The 19,190-nt window shown below is 67.7% G+C and carries 17 protein-coding genes and 2 pseudogenes; 9 read left to right on the top strand and 10 right to left on the bottom strand.

Translation table 11 applies throughout. The features are described from left to right. Positions 1 to 332 (top strand): annotated as a pseudogene (locus tag ACSDR0_RS44675) (hypothetical protein); the annotation flags it as partial. 125 nt (positions 333 to 457) lie between these two features. Here ACSDR0_RS44675 and ACSDR0_RS44670 read toward each other — a convergent pair. Both ACSDR0_RS44670 and ACSDR0_RS44665 read right to left on the bottom strand, forming a co-directional pair. Further along, entirely contained in the window at positions 458 to 865 is a 408-nt protein-coding gene (locus ACSDR0_RS44670) for a peptidase inhibitor family I36 protein (RefSeq protein ID WP_435295050.1), read from the bottom strand. Positions 866 to 916: 51 nt separating this feature from the next. Beyond that, the gene (locus tag ACSDR0_RS44665) at positions 917 to 1,297 is read right to left on the bottom strand and encodes a peptidase inhibitor family I36 protein (protein ID WP_435295049.1); all 381 of its coding nucleotides are present in this window, start codon (positions 1,295 to 1,297) and stop codon (positions 917 to 919) included. Between the two features lie 434 nt (positions 1,298 to 1,731). Between ACSDR0_RS44665 and ACSDR0_RS44660 the strand changes: the two genes are divergently transcribed. Next, positions 1,732 to 2,727, top strand: a complete 996-nt coding sequence (locus ACSDR0_RS44660; protein WP_435295048.1) for a helix-turn-helix domain-containing protein — start codon at positions 1,732 to 1,734, stop codon at positions 2,725 to 2,727. A 170-nt stretch (positions 2,728 to 2,897) separates the two neighbouring features. On the opposite strand, the gene ACSDR0_RS44655 is transcribed toward ACSDR0_RS44660, so the two are convergent. Together ACSDR0_RS44655 and ACSDR0_RS44650 are read right to left on the bottom strand one after the other, a co-directional pair. Next, positions 2,898 to 4,154: a dicarboxylate/amino acid:cation symporter gene (locus tag ACSDR0_RS44655; RefSeq protein ID WP_435295047.1), complete on the bottom strand. Its 1,257-nt coding sequence runs from the start codon at positions 4,152 to 4,154 to the stop codon at positions 2,898 to 2,900. Between the two features lie 96 nt (positions 4,155 to 4,250). Then, positions 4,251 to 4,313 (bottom strand): putative leader peptide, encoded by a 63-nt coding sequence (locus ACSDR0_RS44650; protein WP_435295051.1) that lies wholly within the window; start codon positions 4,311 to 4,313, stop codon positions 4,251 to 4,253. 317 nt (positions 4,314 to 4,630) lie between these two features. Here ACSDR0_RS44650 and ACSDR0_RS44645 point away from each other — a divergent pair. Continuing rightward, positions 4,631 to 4,885 (top strand): annotated as a pseudogene (locus tag ACSDR0_RS44645) (transposase); the annotation flags it as partial. Positions 4,886 to 5,278: 393 nt separating this feature from the next. Beyond that, positions 5,279 to 7,906 carry a hypothetical protein gene (locus ACSDR0_RS44640; protein WP_435295046.1) on the top strand — a complete coding sequence of 876 codons (2,628 nt, stop codon included), beginning with the start codon at positions 5,279 to 5,281 and terminating at the stop codon, positions 7,904 to 7,906. A gap of 8 nt (positions 7,907 to 7,914) precedes the next feature. Here the strand turns inward: ACSDR0_RS44640 and ACSDR0_RS44635 are convergent, their stop codons facing one another. Beyond that, positions 7,915 to 8,151, bottom strand: a complete 237-nt coding sequence (locus tag ACSDR0_RS44635) for a hypothetical protein (protein WP_435295045.1) — start codon at positions 8,149 to 8,151, stop codon at positions 7,915 to 7,917. Positions 8,152 to 8,229: 78 nt separating this feature from the next. Between ACSDR0_RS44635 and ACSDR0_RS44630 the strand changes: the two genes are divergently transcribed. Together ACSDR0_RS44630 and ACSDR0_RS44625 are read left to right on the top strand one after the other, a co-directional pair. Then, on the top strand, positions 8,230 to 8,892 hold the full coding sequence (locus tag ACSDR0_RS44630) for a CGNR zinc finger domain-containing protein (RefSeq protein WP_435295044.1): 663 nt from the start codon (positions 8,230 to 8,232) through the stop codon (positions 8,890 to 8,892). A gap of 299 nt (positions 8,893 to 9,191) precedes the next feature. Next, a complete protein-coding gene (locus ACSDR0_RS44625) occupies positions 9,192 to 11,981 on the top strand; it encodes a helix-turn-helix transcriptional regulator (protein WP_435295043.1) in 2,790 nt (929 codons plus the stop codon). Positions 11,982 to 12,068: 87 nt separating this feature from the next. Here ACSDR0_RS44625 and ACSDR0_RS44620 read toward each other — a convergent pair whose 3' ends face one another. Continuing rightward, positions 12,069 to 12,923, bottom strand: coding sequence for an SDR family NAD(P)-dependent oxidoreductase (locus ACSDR0_RS44620; RefSeq protein WP_435295042.1), 855 nt, complete (start codon positions 12,921 to 12,923; stop codon positions 12,069 to 12,071). A gap of 1,003 nt (positions 12,924 to 13,926) precedes the next feature. On the opposite strand from ACSDR0_RS44620, the gene ACSDR0_RS44615 reads away from it, so the two are divergent. Then, positions 13,927 to 14,778, top strand: coding sequence for an alpha/beta fold hydrolase (locus tag ACSDR0_RS44615; protein WP_435295041.1), 852 nt, complete (start codon positions 13,927 to 13,929; stop codon positions 14,776 to 14,778). Positions 14,779 to 15,163: 385 nt separating this feature from the next. After that, positions 15,164 to 15,316: a hypothetical protein gene (locus ACSDR0_RS44610; protein WP_435295040.1), complete on the top strand. Its 153-nt coding sequence runs from the start codon at positions 15,164 to 15,166 to the stop codon at positions 15,314 to 15,316. A gap of 133 nt (positions 15,317 to 15,449) precedes the next feature. On the opposite strand, the gene ACSDR0_RS44605 is transcribed toward ACSDR0_RS44610, so the two are convergent. Next, on the bottom strand, positions 15,450 to 16,196 hold the full coding sequence (locus tag ACSDR0_RS44605; RefSeq protein ID WP_435295039.1) for an IclR family transcriptional regulator: 747 nt from the start codon (positions 16,194 to 16,196) through the stop codon (positions 15,450 to 15,452). A 174-nt stretch (positions 16,197 to 16,370) separates the two neighbouring features. Next, on the bottom strand, positions 16,371 to 16,868 hold the full coding sequence (locus tag ACSDR0_RS44600; protein ID WP_435295038.1) for a nuclear transport factor 2 family protein: 498 nt from the start codon (positions 16,866 to 16,868) through the stop codon (positions 16,371 to 16,373). A gap of 109 nt (positions 16,869 to 16,977) precedes the next feature. On the opposite strand from ACSDR0_RS44600, the gene ACSDR0_RS44595 reads away from it, so the two are divergent. Further along, the gene (locus ACSDR0_RS44595) at positions 16,978 to 17,466 is read left to right on the top strand and encodes a MarR family winged helix-turn-helix transcriptional regulator (protein ID WP_435295037.1); all 489 of its coding nucleotides are present in this window, start codon (positions 16,978 to 16,980) and stop codon (positions 17,464 to 17,466) included. Between the two features lie 517 nt (positions 17,467 to 17,983). Here ACSDR0_RS44595 and ACSDR0_RS44590 read toward each other — a convergent pair. Both ACSDR0_RS44590 and ACSDR0_RS44585 read right to left on the bottom strand, forming a co-directional pair. Next, the gene (locus ACSDR0_RS44590; RefSeq protein ID WP_435295036.1) at positions 17,984 to 18,466 is read right to left on the bottom strand and encodes a hypothetical protein; all 483 of its coding nucleotides are present in this window, start codon (positions 18,464 to 18,466) and stop codon (positions 17,984 to 17,986) included. Beyond that, positions 18,430 to 19,113, bottom strand: a complete 684-nt coding sequence (locus ACSDR0_RS44585) for a hypothetical protein (protein WP_435295035.1) — start codon at positions 19,111 to 19,113, stop codon at positions 18,430 to 18,432. The genes ACSDR0_RS44590 and ACSDR0_RS44585 overlap by 37 nt, the downstream gene beginning before the upstream one ends. Between the last annotated feature and the right edge of the window lie 77 nt (positions 19,114 to 19,190).

The raw sequence follows: 19,190 nt of genomic DNA, 5'->3' as shown, positions 1-19,190 counted from the left end.
ATCCAGGCTGTCACCCGCGAAAACGATCCCGATCAACGGGGCACAAGCTTGTCACGCCTACGTTTCTTGATCAGTACAGCGGCTCGACCGGCAAGAACTGCGCGATCGCGAAGCCGATCAGCGCGTGGTCCGGCAAGGTCTCCCACCTCCAGGTCCAGCTGAGCACCAACGGCTATCCCGGATTCGTGGACGACGGCATGGACAAGAACCACCACTACTACGCGGGCCCGATCTACATCCCCGCGCGCGGGAAGTGCATAGACGTCGGCGGGTTCTTCGACCACCTCGGCCAGAGGTACGCCGGAAAGGCCTGGGGCGTGCACTGCGGATGAGGCCGATCGGCCAGGGGCCGGACACCGCCGGACTGCGGCGCGATCGGGGCGCACACGGCCGGCGCGGCCTGCGGAATATTCCGCAGGCCGCGTTTCAAGGCCGGTTTCGCCGTCGCGAAACGGGATCAGCAGAGAACCTCCAGCGAACTCGTCCGGTTGTCCTGCGCCTCGGTGAGTTCGATCGGCAGGCTGTTGTTGTAGATTTCCCTGATGCGCTCCGTATAGCGTTCGCCGTTGTAGAGGATGACGCTGCCGCCGCCACGGTTACGAACAGACTCGAAATTGTTGTTGTTCACGCTGCTGAGGCGGAACCTGCCGCAGCTCGGCGCGTCCCATCGGGTGCCGGTCGCGTTGTCTCCGGTCCAGAGACACGCGCGGCCCGCCGGACAGTCGTCGAAGGCGAGGGGGCCGACCTCGCCGGCGAATACCGGCTGCAAGAACCTCGCGGGCGGTTCGGTGGCCGCCGTCGCCGGTGCGATCGCGCCGGCCAGGGTGACAAAGGCCACCAGGAGTGTGACAACGAATTTACGCATGAGACCGTTCTGCTCCTTTCGTTTTGTCGGTCGGACGTGTGAGTGAATGGATCAGCAGAGAACCGTCACCGTCGTGGCCCGGTTGTCCTGCGCCTCGGTGAGTTCGATCGGCAGGCTGTTGTTGTAGATTTCCCTGATGCGATAGTTGAACTGGCTGCCGTCGTAGAGGATCACGCTGCCGCCGCCGCGATTTCGCGCGGACTCGATATTGTTGTTGTATCGGGAGTCGAACTTGAAGTCGCCGCAGCTCGGCGCGTCCCATCGGGTGCCGGTCGCGTTGTCTCCGGTCCAGAGACACGCGCGGCCCGCCGGACAGTCGTCGAAGGCGAGGGGGCCGACCTCGCCGGCGAATACCGGCTGCAAGAACCTCGCGGGCGGTTCGGTGGCCGCCGTCGCCGGTGCGATCGCGCCGGCCAGGGTGACAAAGGCCACCAGGAGTGTGACAACGAATTTACGCATGAGACCGTTCTGCTCCTTTCCTCTGGTTGATGAATGCGCGGGCGAACTCCAGCCGCCATGGCGGACTTCGGAAACTGAGCCGAACCCGGCGCCGTGCAATCTCCTTGTGTCCGGAAGCCTGCCATCTCGAAACCGGAGCGGATTGCCGCCGCACGTCATCTTTTTTGACTGTGAGCGTCATCGGCGGCAAGAAACATGTCGCGACCAGGGCCGATTGCGTCGGCTGCAAAAACGCTTGCTTTATGTGTAGGCTGGCAGCGAGTATCGACACGGACCGGAGACAGCGCCTGGAAAAACCGCGGGCGGGGGGTCGGGTAAATCCGGTCTGTGAATAGGGGACGTCCGAATTCCCATCGAGTTCGGGCGCGGATAATGGTGTCGGCCGGGGGCGGCGGATGAGTGCATCGATGGTACGACTTGACGGGGTGCCCGTCAGGGAACGGTTCGACTTCTGGTGGCAGGCGGTCGCCGAATCAGTGATCTCGGTGGACGCCTCCAGTGACCACGCGGCGGATTTCTGGGCCGAGATGCGCCTGCTCGATCTCGGTGCGGTGCATCTGTCCAACGTCCGATGTGTCGGGTTCGAGGCGCGCAGGACCGAGCGCCGGATCCGTCGCTCCGACCCCGGGATGTACCAGCTCTCGGTCATCCTCCAGGGCAGGTCGGGGATACGGCAGGAGGACCGTGAGGCGACCCTGGCGCCGACTGATCTGACGCTCTATGACGCTTCCCGCCCGTTTCGGGCCTGGAGCTCGGCCGACGGCTCCGGCACGCCGGGTAGCCTGTCCGAAGGCCTGGTCGTGCAGGTGCCCCATGACGCCCTGAGCTTCCCGGCCTCCATGATCCGGCGGTTGCTGGGCAGGAGGATGTCGGGGCGATGTGGCTTCGGCGCCCTGCTCGGCGGGTTGCTCCGCCAGCTGGTGGCGCAGACCGAGCATCTGTCGGCGACCGATCTGTGCCGGGTGTCCGGCGTCGTCGTCGACCTCATCGCGGCCCTGCTGGCCCACGAGGCGGAGAAAGACCCATCCTCGTTCGTGACGGATCCCGACAAGATGTTCGTTCTTCGCATTCAAGCGTTCATCACACAACATCTGGACGAGCCTGAGCTGTCATCGGCCGACATCGCGGCCGCCCACCACATCTCCCTCCGCCACCTGCAGCGGCTCTTCCAGCAAGAAGGGCACACCGTCAGCGGCTGGATCCAGCGACAGCGGCTCGAACGGTGCCGCCGCGCTCTGGCCGACCCCCTGACGGACAACCTGCCGATCGGCATCATCGCCGGCCGGTGGGGCTTCACCAGCGATTCGCACTTCAACCGGCTCTTTCACCGCACGTACGGAATGCCGCCGGCGAGCTACCGACGCCACCTGCGAAAGGACCTTCGGGAAGCGAGCGGCGCGTGACGTGGCGGGCGGGGCACGCGCCGGCTCGGACGGCTGGCCGGATTCGCCGGTGGCCGCCGCCCGGCCAACGACCGGCCGGGAGCGGACATCCGCGACGAGCGTGACGTAGGCCATCCCGGCGCAGGTCACGACGCGCGTGAAGCCGGTGACCCGTCGCCGGGTGGAGAACGTTATGCGATCGCCGGTTCGCCCAGGGGGCGCGGCGTGCTCACCGGAGCCTCGTCGAGCGGCTGCGGGGGAGCGTCGAGCACCGCCTCGTCGAGACGGCCCTCGCTGCGGGCGACAAGGACCAGCACCACGATCTGCCCCGCGACGTTGGTCGCGGTGCGGATCATGTCGAGGATCGGGTCGATGGCCAGCAGCAGGCCAACGCCTTCGAGCGGCAGGCCCAGCGTGCTCAGCGTCAGCGTGAGCATCACGGTCGCGCCGGTCAGACCGGCCGTCGCCGCCGAGCCGACCACGGAGACGAACGCGATCAGCAGATACTCGCCGACCCCCAGCGGGATGTCGAACACCTGCGCCACGAAGATCGCCGCCAGTGCCGGGTAGATCGAGGCACAGCCGTCCATCTTGGTGGTCGCGCCGAACGGCACGGCGAAGGAGGCGTAGTCGCGGTCGACGCCCAGGCGCTCGATCGTGACCTTCTGCGTCAGCGGCAGCGTGCCGACCGAGGAGCGGGAGACGAAGGCCAGCTCGATCGCGGGCCACGCGTTGCGGAAGAACGTGATCGGGTAGACGACCAGCAGGACGATGAGGCAGCCGACGTAGACGCCGAGGGTGAGCTTGGCCAGCGGTGCGAGCAGGTCCCATCCGTACGTGGCGACCGACTTGCCGATCAGGCCGGCGGTCCCGATGGGGGCCAGGCGGATGACCCACCACAGCGCCTTCTGGACCAGTTCGAGGATCGAGCGGCTGAAGTCGATGAACGGCTCGGCCTTCTCGCCGATCGCGATGGCCGCCGCGCCGAGGACGATCCCCAAGAAGACGATCTGGAGGACGTTGAGCTCGGTGAACGCCGTGACGATGTTCGTCGGGATGATGCCGGTGAGGAAGTCGACCCATGTGCCGACGTTCTCGGGCGCCTTCGCGCCCGCCGTGTTCAGGGTGAGGCCCTGGCCGGGGTTGATGATCAGGCCGAGGCCGATGCCGACGATGACGGCGATCAGCGCGGTGGCCAGGAACCAGAACAGCGTCTTGCCTGCCAGCCTGGCCGCGCCGTTGACGTTGCGGAGGTTGGCGACGCTGACCACCACGGCGGTGAACACCAGCGGCGGCACCGCCAGCTTGAGCAGCTGGACGAAGATTTTTCCGACTTCGGTGAGGGGGGTGGCCAGCCAGGCGAGGTCCCAGATGCGGGCGGCGAAACCGAGGGCCACGCCCACGACCAGGCCGAGCAGCAACTGCAGGGAGAAAGAGAATCTCTTCACGATGAGGAAGGCTCCGGAAGAGGGCATGCGAAAGAGGGCATGCGAAGGAGGAGTGGGGTGGGAGGTGAAGGGGATCGAGCGCTCGTCAGAGCGCGATCAGCGGCAGGGGAAGCCGGTCAGACGACAGAGATCGACGTGCAGCCGTCCAACAAGCCACACAAACGGGACGTAAGCCTCACAAGATCAGTAAGCGCCAGTGAATGGGACAACGTTTCGACTGTAAAAGTGATCTACTCCGCAAATCAAGACTTTTCCTGCAGGGAGTCAGGGGATTATGTTGGCGGAGGCGGGAAGGCCGGAGCCGAGGGGGCCGGGTGCGCTTCCACCACCTGGGGTCGCGCGTCTCGGGCCGAAGGCTCCTGAGGGTTCGCGAAGACCGGAGCCCCACGGTGTTGTCGTGACCGGCGACCGGCGACCGGTGAACCCAGGGCCGCCGGGTGACCTGGGTCGGTGACGTCCCACAACCCGACGGCGCGATCGCGGCCGGCGCTGGCCAGCAGCGTTGTCGCACCCACTACCTGCGCAACCTGCTCACCACCGTCTCCAAATCGGCGCAGCCGTGGGTGGCGACCTTGGTGCGCACCGTCTTCGATCAGCCCACCGCCGAGCAGGTGCGCACCCAGCACGCGTGGGTGATCGAGGCGTTGGAGGCCAAGTATCCGGCCGCGTGTGAGCATCTGGACACCGCCCGGGAAGAACTGCCGGCCTTCGCCGCCTTTCCCCGGGAGATGCGGAGATCAACTCGTACACCACTCCGCTGGACGTGACCCGATGGACGCCGTACTTCGATCATCTCGCGTATGTCCCACACCTGGAGGTTGTCGGGAGGGGCAGCCCTAGCTTCGTGCCGCACACGCAGCAGCCACTCGAAATGGGATGTCTTCTTCACAATGAGTGTCCATTAAGCCCATTTCGTCCCGTTGTCCAGGCTGCTGAACCGGGCTTATGTGATCACGTATATCTGGTGACACAACTCTCGATGACACCCGGCGTACGGAAGCCGGTGACGTGGGGAATCACCTCGTGGCCTGGCCCGCCACTGAATTGACCGTCGATGCCTGATTGTCGGTGCGAATCAATAGGCTGCGGCCCATGATCGACATCATGTCACGCGAGGCGCTCGCATGAACGCCGTCCAGGAGCTGCTCGACCGCATCGAGGCAGGCTCGGCCGCGAACCTCGTCACGTACCTGAACGGTCTCGGTGACGACGACAAGCGTGCGGTTGCCCGGTACCTGCCCGCTCACCTGGGCGAACGCCGGCGTTCCGGGTTCGAGGCAGAGTGGCGGGTACGCGAGCTGGCCCCCCTCTACCGTCTGGCCGGAGCGGCCTGCCTGGGCGGAGCCGGACAGGTGGCGAGCTGGCTCAACCGGCGTGAGCTGCGCCAGGTGGAGCCGGAGGCCGACGCCGCGCGCGTCATGTCCGTGCTGAGCGACAGGCCGGAGGCGTGGCGGCGCGACCTGGCCGTACGCCTGGTGCGGCGGCTGGGGCCGACCACCGGTTCGACGTGGCGACGCATACAGGCGCTGGGAAACTGGGATCTGGCGGCGGCGCTGGTGATCGAGACGGGCGCGGAGCCGCCGGAGAACGACGCGTTCGTGTCCGGATGGGTGTTGCGTAAGGCCGAGCGGCAGCGGATGAACCGGAACCAGGTGCTCGCCGACGATCGGCTGCTCGATCACATGCTGCCACGCCTGTTCCAGGCTCAGGGCGTGGCGGACGGGCTGACCTGGGACCAGGAGTGGGGAGAGGACCGCACCATCCTCGGGCAGCTGGTCGCGATGGCCGGGACGGGCCGCGTGCCGCGCCAGGTTCTGCTCAACGGCTGTGCGAGCCGGTTCCTGACCGGAGCCGACGCGGCCGAGGCGGCTCCCTTCGTCGCGCTGTGGCGTCAGCTGGAGCCGGAGGTGGCCGAGATCCCGGTAGCCGACTTCGTACGGATGTTGCCGTCCGGGTCCTCGCCTGTCGTGCAGCTCGCGTTGGAGGAGTTACGAAGGGCGGAGTCGGCGCTCAATGGGGAGCTGTTCGCCGAGGCGGTCCAGGCGCTGGCGTACCGGCCCGAGAAGAAGTACATGACGGCCGCGGTGAAGTGGATCGCCGCCGCGTCACCGTCCAGGGGCGCCCTTGCGGTGGCCGCGCTCGTGCCCGTCTTCGACGTGGACACGCCTGGCCTGCGCGAACGTGCGGTGCGTGTCGCGGTCAAGCTCGCCCCGCACACCGCTGAGCCCGACAGGGAGGCGATCCGCGAGGCGGCCGCCGGGCTGCCTGCCGACCTGCGCGAGCGGATAGCCACCGCCTTCGGCGCGGTGGAGGAGATCCAGACGGAGACCGTGGCCGCCGCCACGCTGACCGCGACGCCGCGGCCAATCCTGGCCCCGCCCATGGTCTCGGTCGAGGAACTGGCCGCCGAGCTGGCCGCACCGCTCTGGCCGGAGGTGCCCGCGCAGTTCGAGCGCATCCTCGCCGCTCTGGTCAGGCTGACCCACCAGGATCGCGACTCCGTCGTGGCGGGGTTGCAATCCTGGTGGAAGACGAACTGGGGGCATCCGTTCGACGCGCACACGTACGCGCACGGCGTTTCCGGCTTCGACGAGCACATCCGTTTCCTGCTGGCGCGTTGCGCGCTGGCCATCGTCTCGCCCGCCGACAGCCGCGTTCTGACCGCGGCGCTGAGCGAAGGCAATCGCTGGTCCAGCTCCGAACCCGCCCCGCAGCGATTCGTCCAGCGGCGTTTCCGTGAAGTCATGTCCCTGTTCGAACGGGGCGAGTCGATCCCCGTGCTGCTGGCCACGCCGACCTCGCCCACCGGGCACGTCGACGCCGCCCCCCTGATCGCGCGCATGGAGGAGCTGGGCGACACCGAGCCGCTGGAGTCCGACTTCCTGCAGGCGCTGCTGCGGTTGCCGCGTCACATCGATCCTGGGCTGGTGGTGCGGGCGGAGAAACTGCCGTCACAGGCGGGGCGGCGGCTGGCCGCCTGCCTGCGCGACGGCGGGTTGCCCGAGCCCGTTGTGACGTGGGAGCTTCTGGCATTCGACCGCCCGGAGTACTACCGGGAGTCGCTGCAGGAGGCCCATGCCAGCCTCACGCCGCCCGAGGGGGTCTCCGGGCAGCTTGCCGAACTCTGGACCTTGAACCCCAAGCCCGGCTATCCCCCCTTCTCCCGAGACATGGTGTGGTGGCCGCCCACCATGCCGTCCCACCGTGAGGCCGTCGCGGCCCACGTCCTCGCGTGCCTGCCGTGGGTCATGGACAGCACCGACGGCCAGGTTGAGGTCGTGGCCGCCCTGGCGCACACCGGCGGCCCCGCGGGCATCGCGACCGCCAGCACGATCGTCATCGGCATGGGCCATCAGCTCCCCGCCCAGCGGGCGCTCGCCGCTGACGCGATCACCACCCTGGCCGCGTACGCCGACCTGCCGGCGGCCGACCTCGGCCGGGCCGTGGGCCACATGGTCCGAGGCGATCAGGTCAAGCTCAATCGGGTTACCGGCGTACTCGACGAGGTCACGTCGGCCGGGGCGCACACCGAGGTGTGGTCCGCCCTGGCGGAGGCGATCCCGCTGCTGCTGCCCAGGCCAGGTGAGAAGGCCAGGGCCGGGCTGGGCGAGCTGCTCAAGGTCGCCGTTCGGGCGGCGGAACTGGCCGGGGCGCGAGGCGAGATACCGGAGCTGGGGGACCTGGCCGCGCGCAAGGGCTCAAGCCAACTGCTCCACCAGGCACGACGCCTGCACGAAGTGATCGCGGAGTGATCGTCTGCTCACAGGCCGACGCCGGACGTGCACGGGGTGATGCCGCGCTCACGCGGGGGTAGCAACTGACTGACCAACTCCGTGTCGGTCAGAGCCATCTGAACGCCGAGGATCTGGGTGCCCTGCGCGGCGAGTTCCACCCGGAGCGTGTCGGTTGCCGAGATCAGGGCGGCCCTCGCGGCGCCGTGGGTGCCGGAGCCGGAGAATCCCGACTCCTTGAACAGTTGGGGTGCTCCATCGCGCACGACAGAAGTGCGAGGCGTTCAACTTCTGCCGAAGATGCACGCCTTCATCCGGCAACATAGCCAAATACACTTTTACCTATGTCATGGGTAGCCACTGAGAGATTTGAGGCCAGGACCGCTCCTGCCGGGCTCGCGCTGGTCCAAGAGCTGGTCAACACGCATGCCGTCGCACGTGGCGGCCTGGATCTGCTCACCTGGCGCACGTCGGCGGAGGAGTGGCTACGGGGGGCCGCTCGGGAATGGGCCCGCAGCCGGAGACTCGATCCCCCCGAACTGTCGCTATTCCAGGCCGACCTGGAGGCGCTTCGGGACCTCAGGGCGATCGTGGAGAAGATGCTCGCGGTTCCCGTCGGTGAGCGGCCCGCCGGCATGGTCGGCACGTCGGCCGGTTTCGAGCAGCGCGCCCAGGTGAGCCTCGTCTCCAGCGATGAGGGGCAGGTGGAGATGGTCCCCTTCGGCGCGGGCAGCAGGTGGCTGGAGTCGGCCGTCTGGTCGGAGATCCTGCTCGCCCAGCGGGCCGGCACGTGGTCCCAGCTCAAGCTGTGCCGCGAGCCCGGGTGCCGGTCCGCCTTCTATGACGCGTCCCGCAACGGCAGCGGCGTCTGGCACAACGTACGCACCTGCGGCAACCTGGCGAACCTGCGCGCCTCCCGTATCCGCAAGAAGACGCGGACCTCGGCGGACGGCGGCGCCGACCCCGGCCCGGAACCGGCGAATCCGCAGGACGCCCCGCCGACGTGACCGGCTCGGCCCGGACTCGGCCGCCCGCCGTGTCGGCGGGCCGCGGCTCGACCGATCACGACCGGCCGCCGAGGCACCCTCCGCGTGGCCCGACACCGTTCCTGCGCCAAGGAGGTTACCGGCCAATCCTGCCCTGCTCTGGCGTCCGATGGGTGTGGACTTTCATCCAGTGAAAGGTTTTCTGCTATGTGATGGCCAGCGGTTAGCATGACCGCCTTCTCGTGATTCAGATTTTCGAATAATGCGGCGCTTCGGTGGGACCCCAGCTCGGCGCGGACGGTTGATGGGAGCGTGACCCGGTGGGCTACAGCGACCTTTTTGAACACGGCGCCACCGATGCCCTGGTGGGGCGCGCCAAGCAAGTCGGACGCATACGCGACTTCCTCGCTGCCACCGACCACGGCAGGGCGCTCCTGCTGTCGGGACAGCCGGGAGTGGGCAAGACGGCCCTGCTCAATGCCACGGCGAAAGCCGCGTCCTCGACCGGAACGCGTGTCCTGCGTGCCGCCGGAGTCGAGTTCGAAGCCGACGTGAGCTACTCCGGACTCAACCAGCTCCTCTTCCCCCTCTCCGAGGCGTTCGGCGATCTCGACAGCGCGCACAGCGAAGCCCTGCGTGTCGCGCTGGGCTTCAGCAGCGGACCACTACCGGACCGGCTTGTCGTGTCCAGCGCGACCTTGATGCTCCTGCGCCAGGTGGCCACCGCGGACCCGCTGCTTCTCATCATCGACGACCTGCCCTGGGTGGACCGGTCCAGCGCCGCCGTGCTGGGCTTTGTCGCGCGCAGGCTCGACGGCAGCCGTATCGGCTTCCTCGGCGCCATGCGCTCGGGGAGTGAGACCTTCTTCAATCGTGGCGGGCTGCCTGAGTACGAGGTGGCGCCGCTGGACGGGAAGTCGTCGAGAGCCCTGCTCGACGCACGCTTCCCCAACCTTGCCGAGCGGGTGCGTCAGCGATTGTTGGCCGTGGCCGAGGGGAACCCGCTGGCTCTGCTCGAGTTGCCGACGGCGCTGAGCGGGCAGCAGCGCGTGGCGCTGGAGAATCTCCCTGTGGTGCTGCCGCTCAGCCAGCGGCTCCAAGCGCTGTTCGTCTCCCGGGTCTCCAGCCTCCCCGCTGCCGCGCGGCGCCTGTTGCTGCTCGCGACGATGGACGGAACCGGTGACCTCGGGGTCTTGCAGGCATCGGCGCGGCAGGCCGGCCATGACGCCGATCTCGATGACCTCGCGCCTGCCGAGCGGGACCAGTTGGTGAACTTCGACGAGGGCACCCGGCGGCTCGTCTTCCGTCACCCGTTGATCCGCTCGGCGGTCGTGGATGCCTGCACCAGCGCCGAGCGCCGCGCGGCCCATCGTGCCCTGGCCCACGTACTGGCGCATCAGCCCGAGCGCCGGGCCTGGCATCTGGGGGAGGCGTCCGTCGAGCCGGACGAGCAGGTGGCCGCCCTGCTGGAACAGGCCGCGCGTCTCATCGCGGCGCGCGGAGACGCCGTCGGGGCAGTGGCGGCATTGGTGCGAGCCGCCGATCTGAGCCCCCGCGGTTCGGACCGTGCCCGCCGCCTGGCGGAGGCCGCCTACATCGGCGCCGACGCGACCGGGGAACTGCGCGGCGCGTCGGAGCTGCTCGAAAACGCCCGCCGGGCGGACTCGGACCTGACGGGCTCCCTGCACTCCGCCGCCGCCACCGTCTACCTGATCATCAACGGTGACGGAGACATCGACACCGCTCACCGCTTGCTGGTGGGTGCCATCGAGTCCGGCACACACCGGTACGACGCCAAGGACAACGCCCTCATTGAGGCGGTCCACCTGCTGCTGCTCCTGTGTTTTTTCAGCGGTCGCGCGGAGATGTGGGCCCCCTTCTACACCGCGGTCGCCCGCTTGCAACCGGAGCCGCCCACACTGCTGTCCGTGGCGGGCAAGACCTTCTCCGACCCGGCCCGTACGGGAGTTGCGGCTCTGGAACAGCTGCAGTCTGTCCTCAGCGAACTTCCCGAAGAGACCGACCCCGGCCGTATCGTCCGGATCGGCACCGCGTCGCTCTACCTCGACCGGCTGGCAGACCTTCGTGAGCCCTCCTGGAAAGTCGTCCTCCAGGGGCGGGACGGCGGCCCGGCGCGCAGACACCTTGGCGCGCTGATGCACCTGTGCCTGGACGACTACCTGACCGGCAGGTGGGACGAGTGCGTGGAGCTGGCCGACGAAGGACTCCAGTTGTGCGAGGACTCCGGCTACCAGTTCTTCACCTGGTACTTCTGGTACTGCCGAGCTGTCATCGCCGCTGCTCGCGGGGGCGACGACACGGTCAAGTTCCTCACCGACCAGATCACCCGCTGGGCGACGCCTCGGGGGGTCGGGACGGCGCTGCACTACGCCCGGCAGGTACGCACGGTCGCGGATCTGGGACGCGGCGACTTCGAAAGCGCCTATCAGCACGCGACGGCGATCAGCCCCGCGGGCACTTTCGCCTCCCATGTCCCGCACGCCCTGTGGGTGGCGATGGACCTCGTCGAAGCCGCGGTCCGCACCAACCGCCGGGCGGAGGCGGTCGCCCATGTGCACGCTATGCGGGAGAGCGACATCGGGGGGCTCTCCCCACGGCTCGCTCTTCTCGTCGGCGGCTCAGCGGCGCTGTGTGCCGCCGAGGACGAGGAGGCGGTACGCCTCTTCGACACGGCGCTGGCCGTGCCGGGCGTCGAGCGGTGGCCGTTCGATCTGGCGCGGGTGCGGCTCGCCTACGGTGAAAGGCTCCGGCGAGCGCGGGCGAACGCGGACTCCAGGGGGCCGCTGAGTCTGGCACGCGACGCCTTCACCCTGCTCGGTGCCCGTCCCTGGGCGGAGCGGGCGTCCAAGGAACTGCGTGCCACCGGATGGGTCGCGCCGAGAGCCGCCGCCGCGGGCGGCAGGGTGCTCACGCCGCAGGAGCGGGAGATAGCGGATCTGGCCGCATCCGGCCTGAGTAACAAGCAGATCGCCGAGCGGCTCTATCTCTCGCACCGGACCGTCGGCGCGCACCTCTACCAGATCTTTCCCAAGCTCGGGATCACTTCCCGAGCCGCGCTCCGCGACGCGCTTTCGGCCTTGGACGAATGACACCGGAGGTGTGCGTCCAAGCGGAGCAAGCTTCCAGGGCCGGTCCTGCGGGCAACGGCGTAGCCCTTCCGGCGCACGCCCGTCTGCCTACGCACGCCCGTCTGCCCAACCGCCGTTGCCCGCGCTGCCGCTCCCCGGTCCGTCGCCGGGTGGACCGGCGGTGACCCGCAGCGGACGGCTGCCCTTCGGGCCGTCCACCATGGCCGCGATGGCCTCAGCTGTCTGGGCGACGTCCGCGTGGGTGCCGGCCTGCTCCGCCAGGGTCACGTCCACGTGGTGGACCAGACCGGGATACCGGCCCTCATACGCTTCGGCGGTCTCGGTGTCATCCGGATAGACCAGGTGCGGGTGCTGGTCGGTGCCAGGCATGAGCGAGCCGGAAACGACGATCGAGGTCTCTATCCCGAAGCCGGTCAGCTCTTTCGCGTAGCTCGCCGCGAGATGGTCGATCACCGTGACGGCTTCGGAGTGCAGGGCGAGGTAGGGAGCCACATCGGTACGGTGGCCGGAGGGCACGACCCAGACCAGCAGGCCGTCCTGGCGCTCGCGCATCTGCGGCAGCACGGCACGGTTCACCCGCTGGGTGGACAGCACATGCGCGTCGTAGATCTGCGCCAACTGGTAGGGGGTGAAGGACTCGACGGGTCCCCGGGGTACAGGTCCCATGGTGTGGATCACCACATCGATTCGTCCGGCTTCCGCGGTGATGTCCCTGACCGCGGCGGAGACCGAGCGCTGATCGGAGACATCGAGTGCGAGGGGACGCAGCCGCGTGCCCTGCGTGCGGACGTCCCCGTCCAACTCGGCGAGGCCGCCGGGTGAACGGCCGGAGGCGGGCCCGATTCCGGCGTAGGCGATGTGACCGGCCCCGGCCAGTGCCCGCGCGGTCGCCGCCCCGAGACCGCTGGAAGCCCCGGTGACAAGAACGATCTTCGACATCATGCTCCCCAGCGGATGACGGGAGCGGCGAGGCGACCGTGGGCAGGGCGAGCGTCGGGCTGTGGAACGGTACCGGCAGATGCCTGACATCTCACGTTCTCCGTCGCGGTCGCCACCGATCTCTGCCCGTCCACGTTGCTTTCCATACGAGACCTCGCCCAACGTTCGTCACGCGGTGGGCGGGGCACTTCGCCCCCCGCCCGAGCTGTCCACTCGACGGGGGGAGGTGAGGCCCTGCCCGACAGGTGCGACGCGCACCTGACCACGTGGCCAGTGTCGGTGCTGCGGGGGCCGGCCCGCCTAAGTCAAACGACTGCGCGAGAGACTGCGGCTCACGCCGCCTCGCGGCAGGGGCGCGTGAATGTCGCTCGGCACCGGGGTTCCGACCCCGAACGCCGTCAGCACACTGATTTCGACGGTCGTGGTGGGTACGGCGTCTTGCGCACATGGCCGTCGAGCACCACCCGCCGGAATTCCCAGCCGGTCGCCAAGGACCCGCGAACGGGGATCGGGACGCTGCGCGGGATCCGGGCTACGCATAAGCGGTCACACACCTGACGTGCTCGTGTTGACGCCCATCGCCGTCTCACGCGTCTCGGCGGTGACCCGTGGCGGCCCCACACCGTCGTGAGTCCCCAGGGAGGCGGGGCCTCGGTTCGTTCACGCGCACGGAGGGCACGATGGCCGGCCCGACATGGGCGAAAGCCAGGGCGGGCCGCCTTCGAAGCCCGCGTCGGGTACGGCTGACCTGTGGAAACACCGGTGGGCTGTTGAAATGACTGTCCGGCGCAGCGTGACAGTGCGGGTTTCCGGTGGCCATTCGACGGATGCGGACGGGGCCAGTCCGCCGACACTCTGGAGAAGCGCCGCAGGATGCGCTCGACGTGCATCAGGGGCGGCTCGTAGGGAGCGATGGTCCGGCTGATCCATCTCCACCGCCGCGCGCCTCCGCGGACAGGCATATCCGCGCTCAACAAGCGATGACCCATCTCACAAGGAGAAACCGATGTTCAACCGTCATGCTTTCCGTATCGCCGTCGTCGGCGCGACCGGGGCCGCTCTCGCCGTCGGCATGACCCCCCTCGCGTCGGCCGCGTCCTCCCCCAAGACGGCCTCGGCCCCGAAGCCGACCGTCGTCCTGGTCAACGGCGCCTGGTCCGACCCGGCCAGTTGGAGCGGCGTGATCAAGCGCCTGCAGACCAAGGGATACCCGGTCACCGCCCCTCCCACCGCCCTGCGTAGCCTCTCCGACGACTCGGCCTACCTGGCTTCCTACCTCAAGACCATCCAGGGCCCCATCGTCCTGGTCGGCCACTCCTACGGCGGATCCGTCATCACCAACGCCGCCACGGACAACGCCAAGGTCAAGGCCCTGGTCTACATCTCGGCCTTCGCGCCGGACAAGGGCGAGAGCGTCGTGGACCTGACCGCGAAGTTCCCCGGCACCCACATCACCACCGACCCCCACGCGGCCATCCCCACCGCCCTCACCCCCGTCCCCTTCACCCTGGCCGACGGCAGCACCGGAGTCGACCTGTATGCCAGGGCCGACAAATACCGGGACCTGTTCCTGAGCGACCGCCTCGGCAACAAGGTCGCCGCCGAGCTCGCCGCCACGCAGAGCCCCGCCGCCCCGCACGCCCTCGACGAAGCGTCCGGCGCGCCCGCGTGGAAGACCATTCCCTCCTGGTATCTCGTCTCCAACGACGACCACCTGATTCCCCCGGCAGCCCAGCGTTTCATGGCCGCCCGAGCCCGCGCCCACACCGTCAAGGCCGACACCCCCCACGCCGCACAGGTGGTCAACCCGGAGATCGTCACCAACCTCATCGAACAGGCCGCCGCAACCACCCGCTGACAACGAGCACCAAGCCATGGCATCGCCGGTCGGCCCGACGCACTCCGCCGACCGGCGCGTCGACTGCCCCACGGGGAACAGCGAGGCCGCCCGGCGGTGCTGTTCGATCGCCGTTCGTAGTCGACGGAGGCCGGCGACGTCGTAGTTCGACAGGACGCCTTCCGGGACCGTGGCTCCTCGGCCGCCGCCCGGTGGCGAACGCCGTGGTCCCAAGCCTGCGCCGATCCGCAACCGGCCAACGGGTCCGACGTGCCGGGAATCCCACGTGTGTCGGTCAAGTCCTGGATCGGTACGGCTCCCCTGTGGGCCCTTCGCGGGCCGTACCACTCATCCGTCACTCACGACATAGTCAAAAACATGTTCGATTCTGTCAAATACTGCTGACATGCTGAGACGGCCGTCGGCGTCCCCGGCGGCCGCGCGGGTCGGACACCGCATCCGGCAGCGCAGCCAGGGGCGGCAGATCGAGCAGGCCGGTCAGTGGGTCGGTGACGGTGACATGCTCCAGGTGGCGGTCGAGCACGTCGATCGGGGATGACGCACGCGAGCGCGGCCCCTGTTCTTGATCGTCTGGCGTAGACAACCAACGATCATCGGGGGTCGCGTTTGTCATTCACCCCGCGGGGGTGCCCTCAGAATCGCGGCTTTGAAATGGGCGCTGTTCAGGTTCGTCAGCGGAGGGCATGGGAAATTCTTCGGGCAGCCGCCTGAATGGAAGGAACAAGCGCCTGGGGGGATTGACTGCCCACCCGGAAACAAATGGACACGGCTGCCACCACCGAACCGTTCGCCCCGTAGACCGGCGCCCCGACGCAGTGGATGTCCGACCTCACCATTCTTTCGCTGGTGGAATAACCCTCCCTGCGGACACCGGCCAAAATGGAGCGGAGCCGGGCGGGGTCGGTAACGGTGTTCTTGGTGTAGCGACGCAGTGGGGTGCTCAGATATTCCTCTCGTACGTCGCCAGGGGCATGGGCGAGCAATACCAACCCCGCTCCCGTGGCGAACGCGCCGAACCGGCCCCCTGCCCGGCTGTCGGCCTGCGGGGCGCTGGGCGCGCTCAGACGTTCCAGGAAGACGACGTCCAGGTGATCCCGCACAGAAAGATGGATGTGTTGTTCTTTCGTGGCGTCGTACAGGTCCTGCAGGAACGGCAGGGCGACATTCCGCAGGGCGAAGCCGCGGGGCGCGAGGGTGGCCACCTCCCACAGTCGCAGGCCCACCCTGTAGCGACGGTCGGGTCCGCGTTCCAGAGCCCCCCACTCGACGAGTTCGGCGGCACGACGATGGACGGTGGGCAGCGACAGGCCCGTCCGCCTCGACAGTTCGGTGAGCGTCAGCGCGGGAGCTTCGTAGGAGAACGCTCCGAGCAGAGCCAGGACCTTGTCGGTCACCGACATGCTGTGCTCGTTGGACATGTTCCCCGCCTTCATGCGCGATGGTTTCCGCGCCGTTCCATGGGTGCTTGCTCAGCCACCCGAAGACAATGTAGTTCAATGGGCGAAAGGCCTCGCCGACGGAGTAGCCGGGTGGGGTATCTCGCCACACCGCCCGACGCGATCGATCAGACGACGATCGAATGGCACCGCGTCTCAGGCGGAATCCAGGACTCGGGCCCTCGCCTCATCCACCGCGCCGGTGTTTCCCTCCTCCCAACTGCGGTGCTGGATCATCTCTTCGATCCGCCAGCCGCCGTCGGCGGTCCGTCGCATGAAGCTGGTGTAAGAGCCGCGTAGCAGATAGAACTCCCCATTCTCCGAGCCGTCGAGCCGGTGTTGCGCGTACATGTACGAATGGCAGACGGCCCGGTCCTCGTCGTCGTCATCGAACTCGATGACGTGGTTCGGGCTCAGGTGCTGGGTCACCGTGAAGCCGTCAAGCGCGGCTCTGACGAACGCGACGAGTTCTCCGCGGCCAAGGTGCGCGGTGGTGCCACCGAAGTCGACGCGCACCTGCTCGGTGAAGCAGTCCTCGAACAGCGCCCAGTCCCGGCGGTCCACCGAGACCGCGTAGGTGATGACGCGTTCGCTGATCAGCGCGCGGTCCTCCAGGCGCCGGACGCGGGCAGCCAGGTCGGTATCGATGGTCATGGAATCTCCACAATTCTAGGGATGGTTCCATCCCAGGCAAGAACGTACGACATCGGATTATCCGAATCAAGTTAATCCGATCAGCGACGGTTTGCCGTAGGATGACCAGATGTTCTCCGAGAACGAGACCGAGACCGACGCCGAGGCTGCCGCTTCGAGCGTGGCGCACGCCGATCTGACATGGCTGACCCATCGCGCCGCCGCGGTGCTGGCTGATGCCTTCAACGAGGTGTCAAGAGAGGCCGGACTGGCCGATCTCCGCGACTGGTTGGTGCTCGCCCTGGTCTCCGACGGCCCGGAACGCACCCAGATGGAGATCGCCACCGAACTCGGCATCGACAAGACCACGCTGGTGTCGATCCTCGACCGCCTGGAACGCGGCGGCCTCGTCGTCCGCAAGGTCTCCGAGCGCGACCGCCGGGTACGGATCCCCGAGGCAACCGCGAAGGGCGTCGATGTCAAGGCCCAGGTCTCCGTCGCCCGGGAGACCGCGATCGGCCGCCGGCTCGCCGCCATCCCGCAACACGAGCACGCGAAGTTCCACGCGATGCTCTGGAGCATTGTGGAGGGTTCTCCCCAGGTTCGGCCCGCCGAGTGATCACGGCCGGGGCGACCCGCCTCGCTCGCGGCGGGATGTGGCATCGTCCCCGTACGCCGACAGGCAGGCGCGCGCCCGATTGCCCGGGAAGCCTCGGGTCCTAGTACATCGAGATCTGATCCGTCATGGCGACTGACCTGCGGTGATCTTCTGGAAGGTGTCCTGGGCTGGGCTTTTGGCGTTCACTGGTTCTCATCGTTTCGCGCTGCTTCTCGTGCTCATGTGCCCTGAATGTGCCCTGCGCTTCCAGATCTGCTGGGCTGTCACCGCCGGGCCCCGGCTGCGCGAAAACTGCTCGATCATGAGACTGAGCGATGGCTACGCTGGCGAGCGTCTCGCATTACCTGTCGCTGTCTTCGGTGTTCTCACGGCGCATAGACGAAACAAGGCAGGAGGCCGGTTCCGTGGCGATCCCCAAGAAGGGCTCCAGGCTGATCAGCGTCGACGGCACCGTCTATCGCTGGCGAATCCGCCACAAGCCCACATACTCCCAGGCAAACAGTTGGGGACCGCTGACCTATGCGGTCGCGTCCTCGCCCACCCTCGCATATGTGATCATGTTGTAGGAGGTCAGGAGCTTCAACGCCTGCCGCGTAGCCCAGTCGTCTGAGCCACTGCTGAGGAGCGTGACTGGGATGTTGTCGGGCGCGTAACAGGCCAGCGTGCGCAGGAGATGTTCACTCTGGAGTTGCTGAGCGGCGTCACGTTCTTGCAAAATAGCCAGGTGGGTGTCCCACAGGCGAGCGATGGTTCGCTCTGCCAGTGTGCCTTCGTTTGCCTCGCCGTACATGCGCATGGGATGGCGGCGTAGGTCTTCCAGGTAGGTCTGCGGGTTGGTCATGGGTGATTCGCGCAGGTAGGCGGCGGCCTGTTCCAGAGCAAGGGGTAGACGCCCTAGTTCTTCGGTGATCGCATCCAGCGTCTTACGGGCATCGGCTGTGGTGTATCCGCTTGTCTGCGCGATCAGGTCGGTGGCCAGATTCGGATCCAGCACGTCCAAGACCACGGTGTCGGCGCCGGGCCAATACACGTTGCGTTGCGTCGCGTGGTGATCACCACATGGCCGGCGGACAACTCATCTAACCAGGGCCGCACCTGGGTGGGATCTTCGACATTGTCCAGCACCACCAGCCATCCGGGGTGAGCGCGCAGCCACGCCAGTGCCCAGCGCGCGGCTTCTTGGGTCTGCCCGACCAATCCGATCGGCGGGTGGATCTCTGTCCCCAGCTCGGCGAATCCCTGCTGCAGGTTGGTGAGTGAGTCGGCAGTAACCCACCAGGCCACCTGATAGCGGTTTCGATGCTTGTGCGCATAGCACCGGACGAGTTCTGATTTTCCTACCCCACCCATGCCGGAGACGACCTGGGAGACCACTACATGCTCGGCCGTGTCGGTGAGCAGATGGTCAAATCGCCGCAGGGCCTTATCACGCCCGAGAAAATTACCCGCTCGCGGGAGCTGTAGCCGGTGAATCGGCCGGGCGATCTCGACCTGCCCGGCAGCCAGTACACTTTCTGGCCCCACCTGAAATGCGCGAGCATCGATCGGTGAATTGTCCCCCGCCGTCGCACTCTTGATCTCTTTGGCGGCGATCGAGCGTAGACCTTCGGCATGGATGCGTGTCTCGAAGGAAGACGGATCGCTCACCTAGTGGTCGCGCCCGTTAATTCGTCGGGGGTGGCGGGTCGAGCCAGGCCGTAGTGTCGCCGAGGTAGAGGCCGCAG

This window comes from Streptosporangium sp. G11, assembly GCF_051192615.1.
Classification (GTDB): Bacteria; Actinomycetota; Actinomycetes; order Streptosporangiales; family Streptosporangiaceae; genus Streptosporangium.
The sequence above is the reverse complement of the archived record's forward strand: the minus strand, read 5'-3'. Positions and strand labels throughout refer to the sequence as shown.

Bases quoted from the DNA above. Each gene is read 5' to 3' on its own strand.
- ACSDR0_RS44670 (WP_435295050.1), bottom strand. From the start codon at position 865: ATGCGTAAATTCGTTGTCACACTCCTGGTGGCCTTTGTCACCCTGGCC.
- ACSDR0_RS44660 (WP_435295048.1), top strand. From the start codon at position 1,732: ATGGTACGACTTGACGGGGTGCCCGTCAGGGAACGGTTCGACTTCTGG.
- ACSDR0_RS44640 (WP_435295046.1), top strand. From the start codon at position 5,279: ATGAACGCCGTCCAGGAGCTGCTCGACCGCATCGAGGCAGGCTCGGCC.
- ACSDR0_RS44630 (WP_435295044.1), top strand. From the start codon at position 8,230: ATGTCATGGGTAGCCACTGAGAGATTTGAGGCCAGGACCGCTCCTGCC.
- ACSDR0_RS44620 (WP_435295042.1), bottom strand. From the start codon at position 12,923: ATGATGTCGAAGATCGTTCTTGTCACCGGGGCTTCCAGCGGTCTCGGG.
- ACSDR0_RS44615 (WP_435295041.1), top strand. From the start codon at position 13,927: ATGTTCAACCGTCATGCTTTCCGTATCGCCGTCGTCGGCGCGACCGGG.
- ACSDR0_RS44610 (WP_435295040.1), top strand. From the start codon at position 15,164: ATGCTGAGACGGCCGTCGGCGTCCCCGGCGGCCGCGCGGGTCGGACAC.
- ACSDR0_RS44605 (WP_435295039.1), bottom strand. From the start codon at position 16,196: ATGTCCAACGAGCACAGCATGTCGGTGACCGACAAGGTCCTGGCTCTG.
- ACSDR0_RS44600 (WP_435295038.1), bottom strand. From the start codon at position 16,868: ATGACCATCGATACCGACCTGGCTGCCCGCGTCCGGCGCCTGGAGGAC.
- ACSDR0_RS44595 (WP_435295037.1), top strand. From the start codon at position 16,978: ATGTTCTCCGAGAACGAGACCGAGACCGACGCCGAGGCTGCCGCTTCG.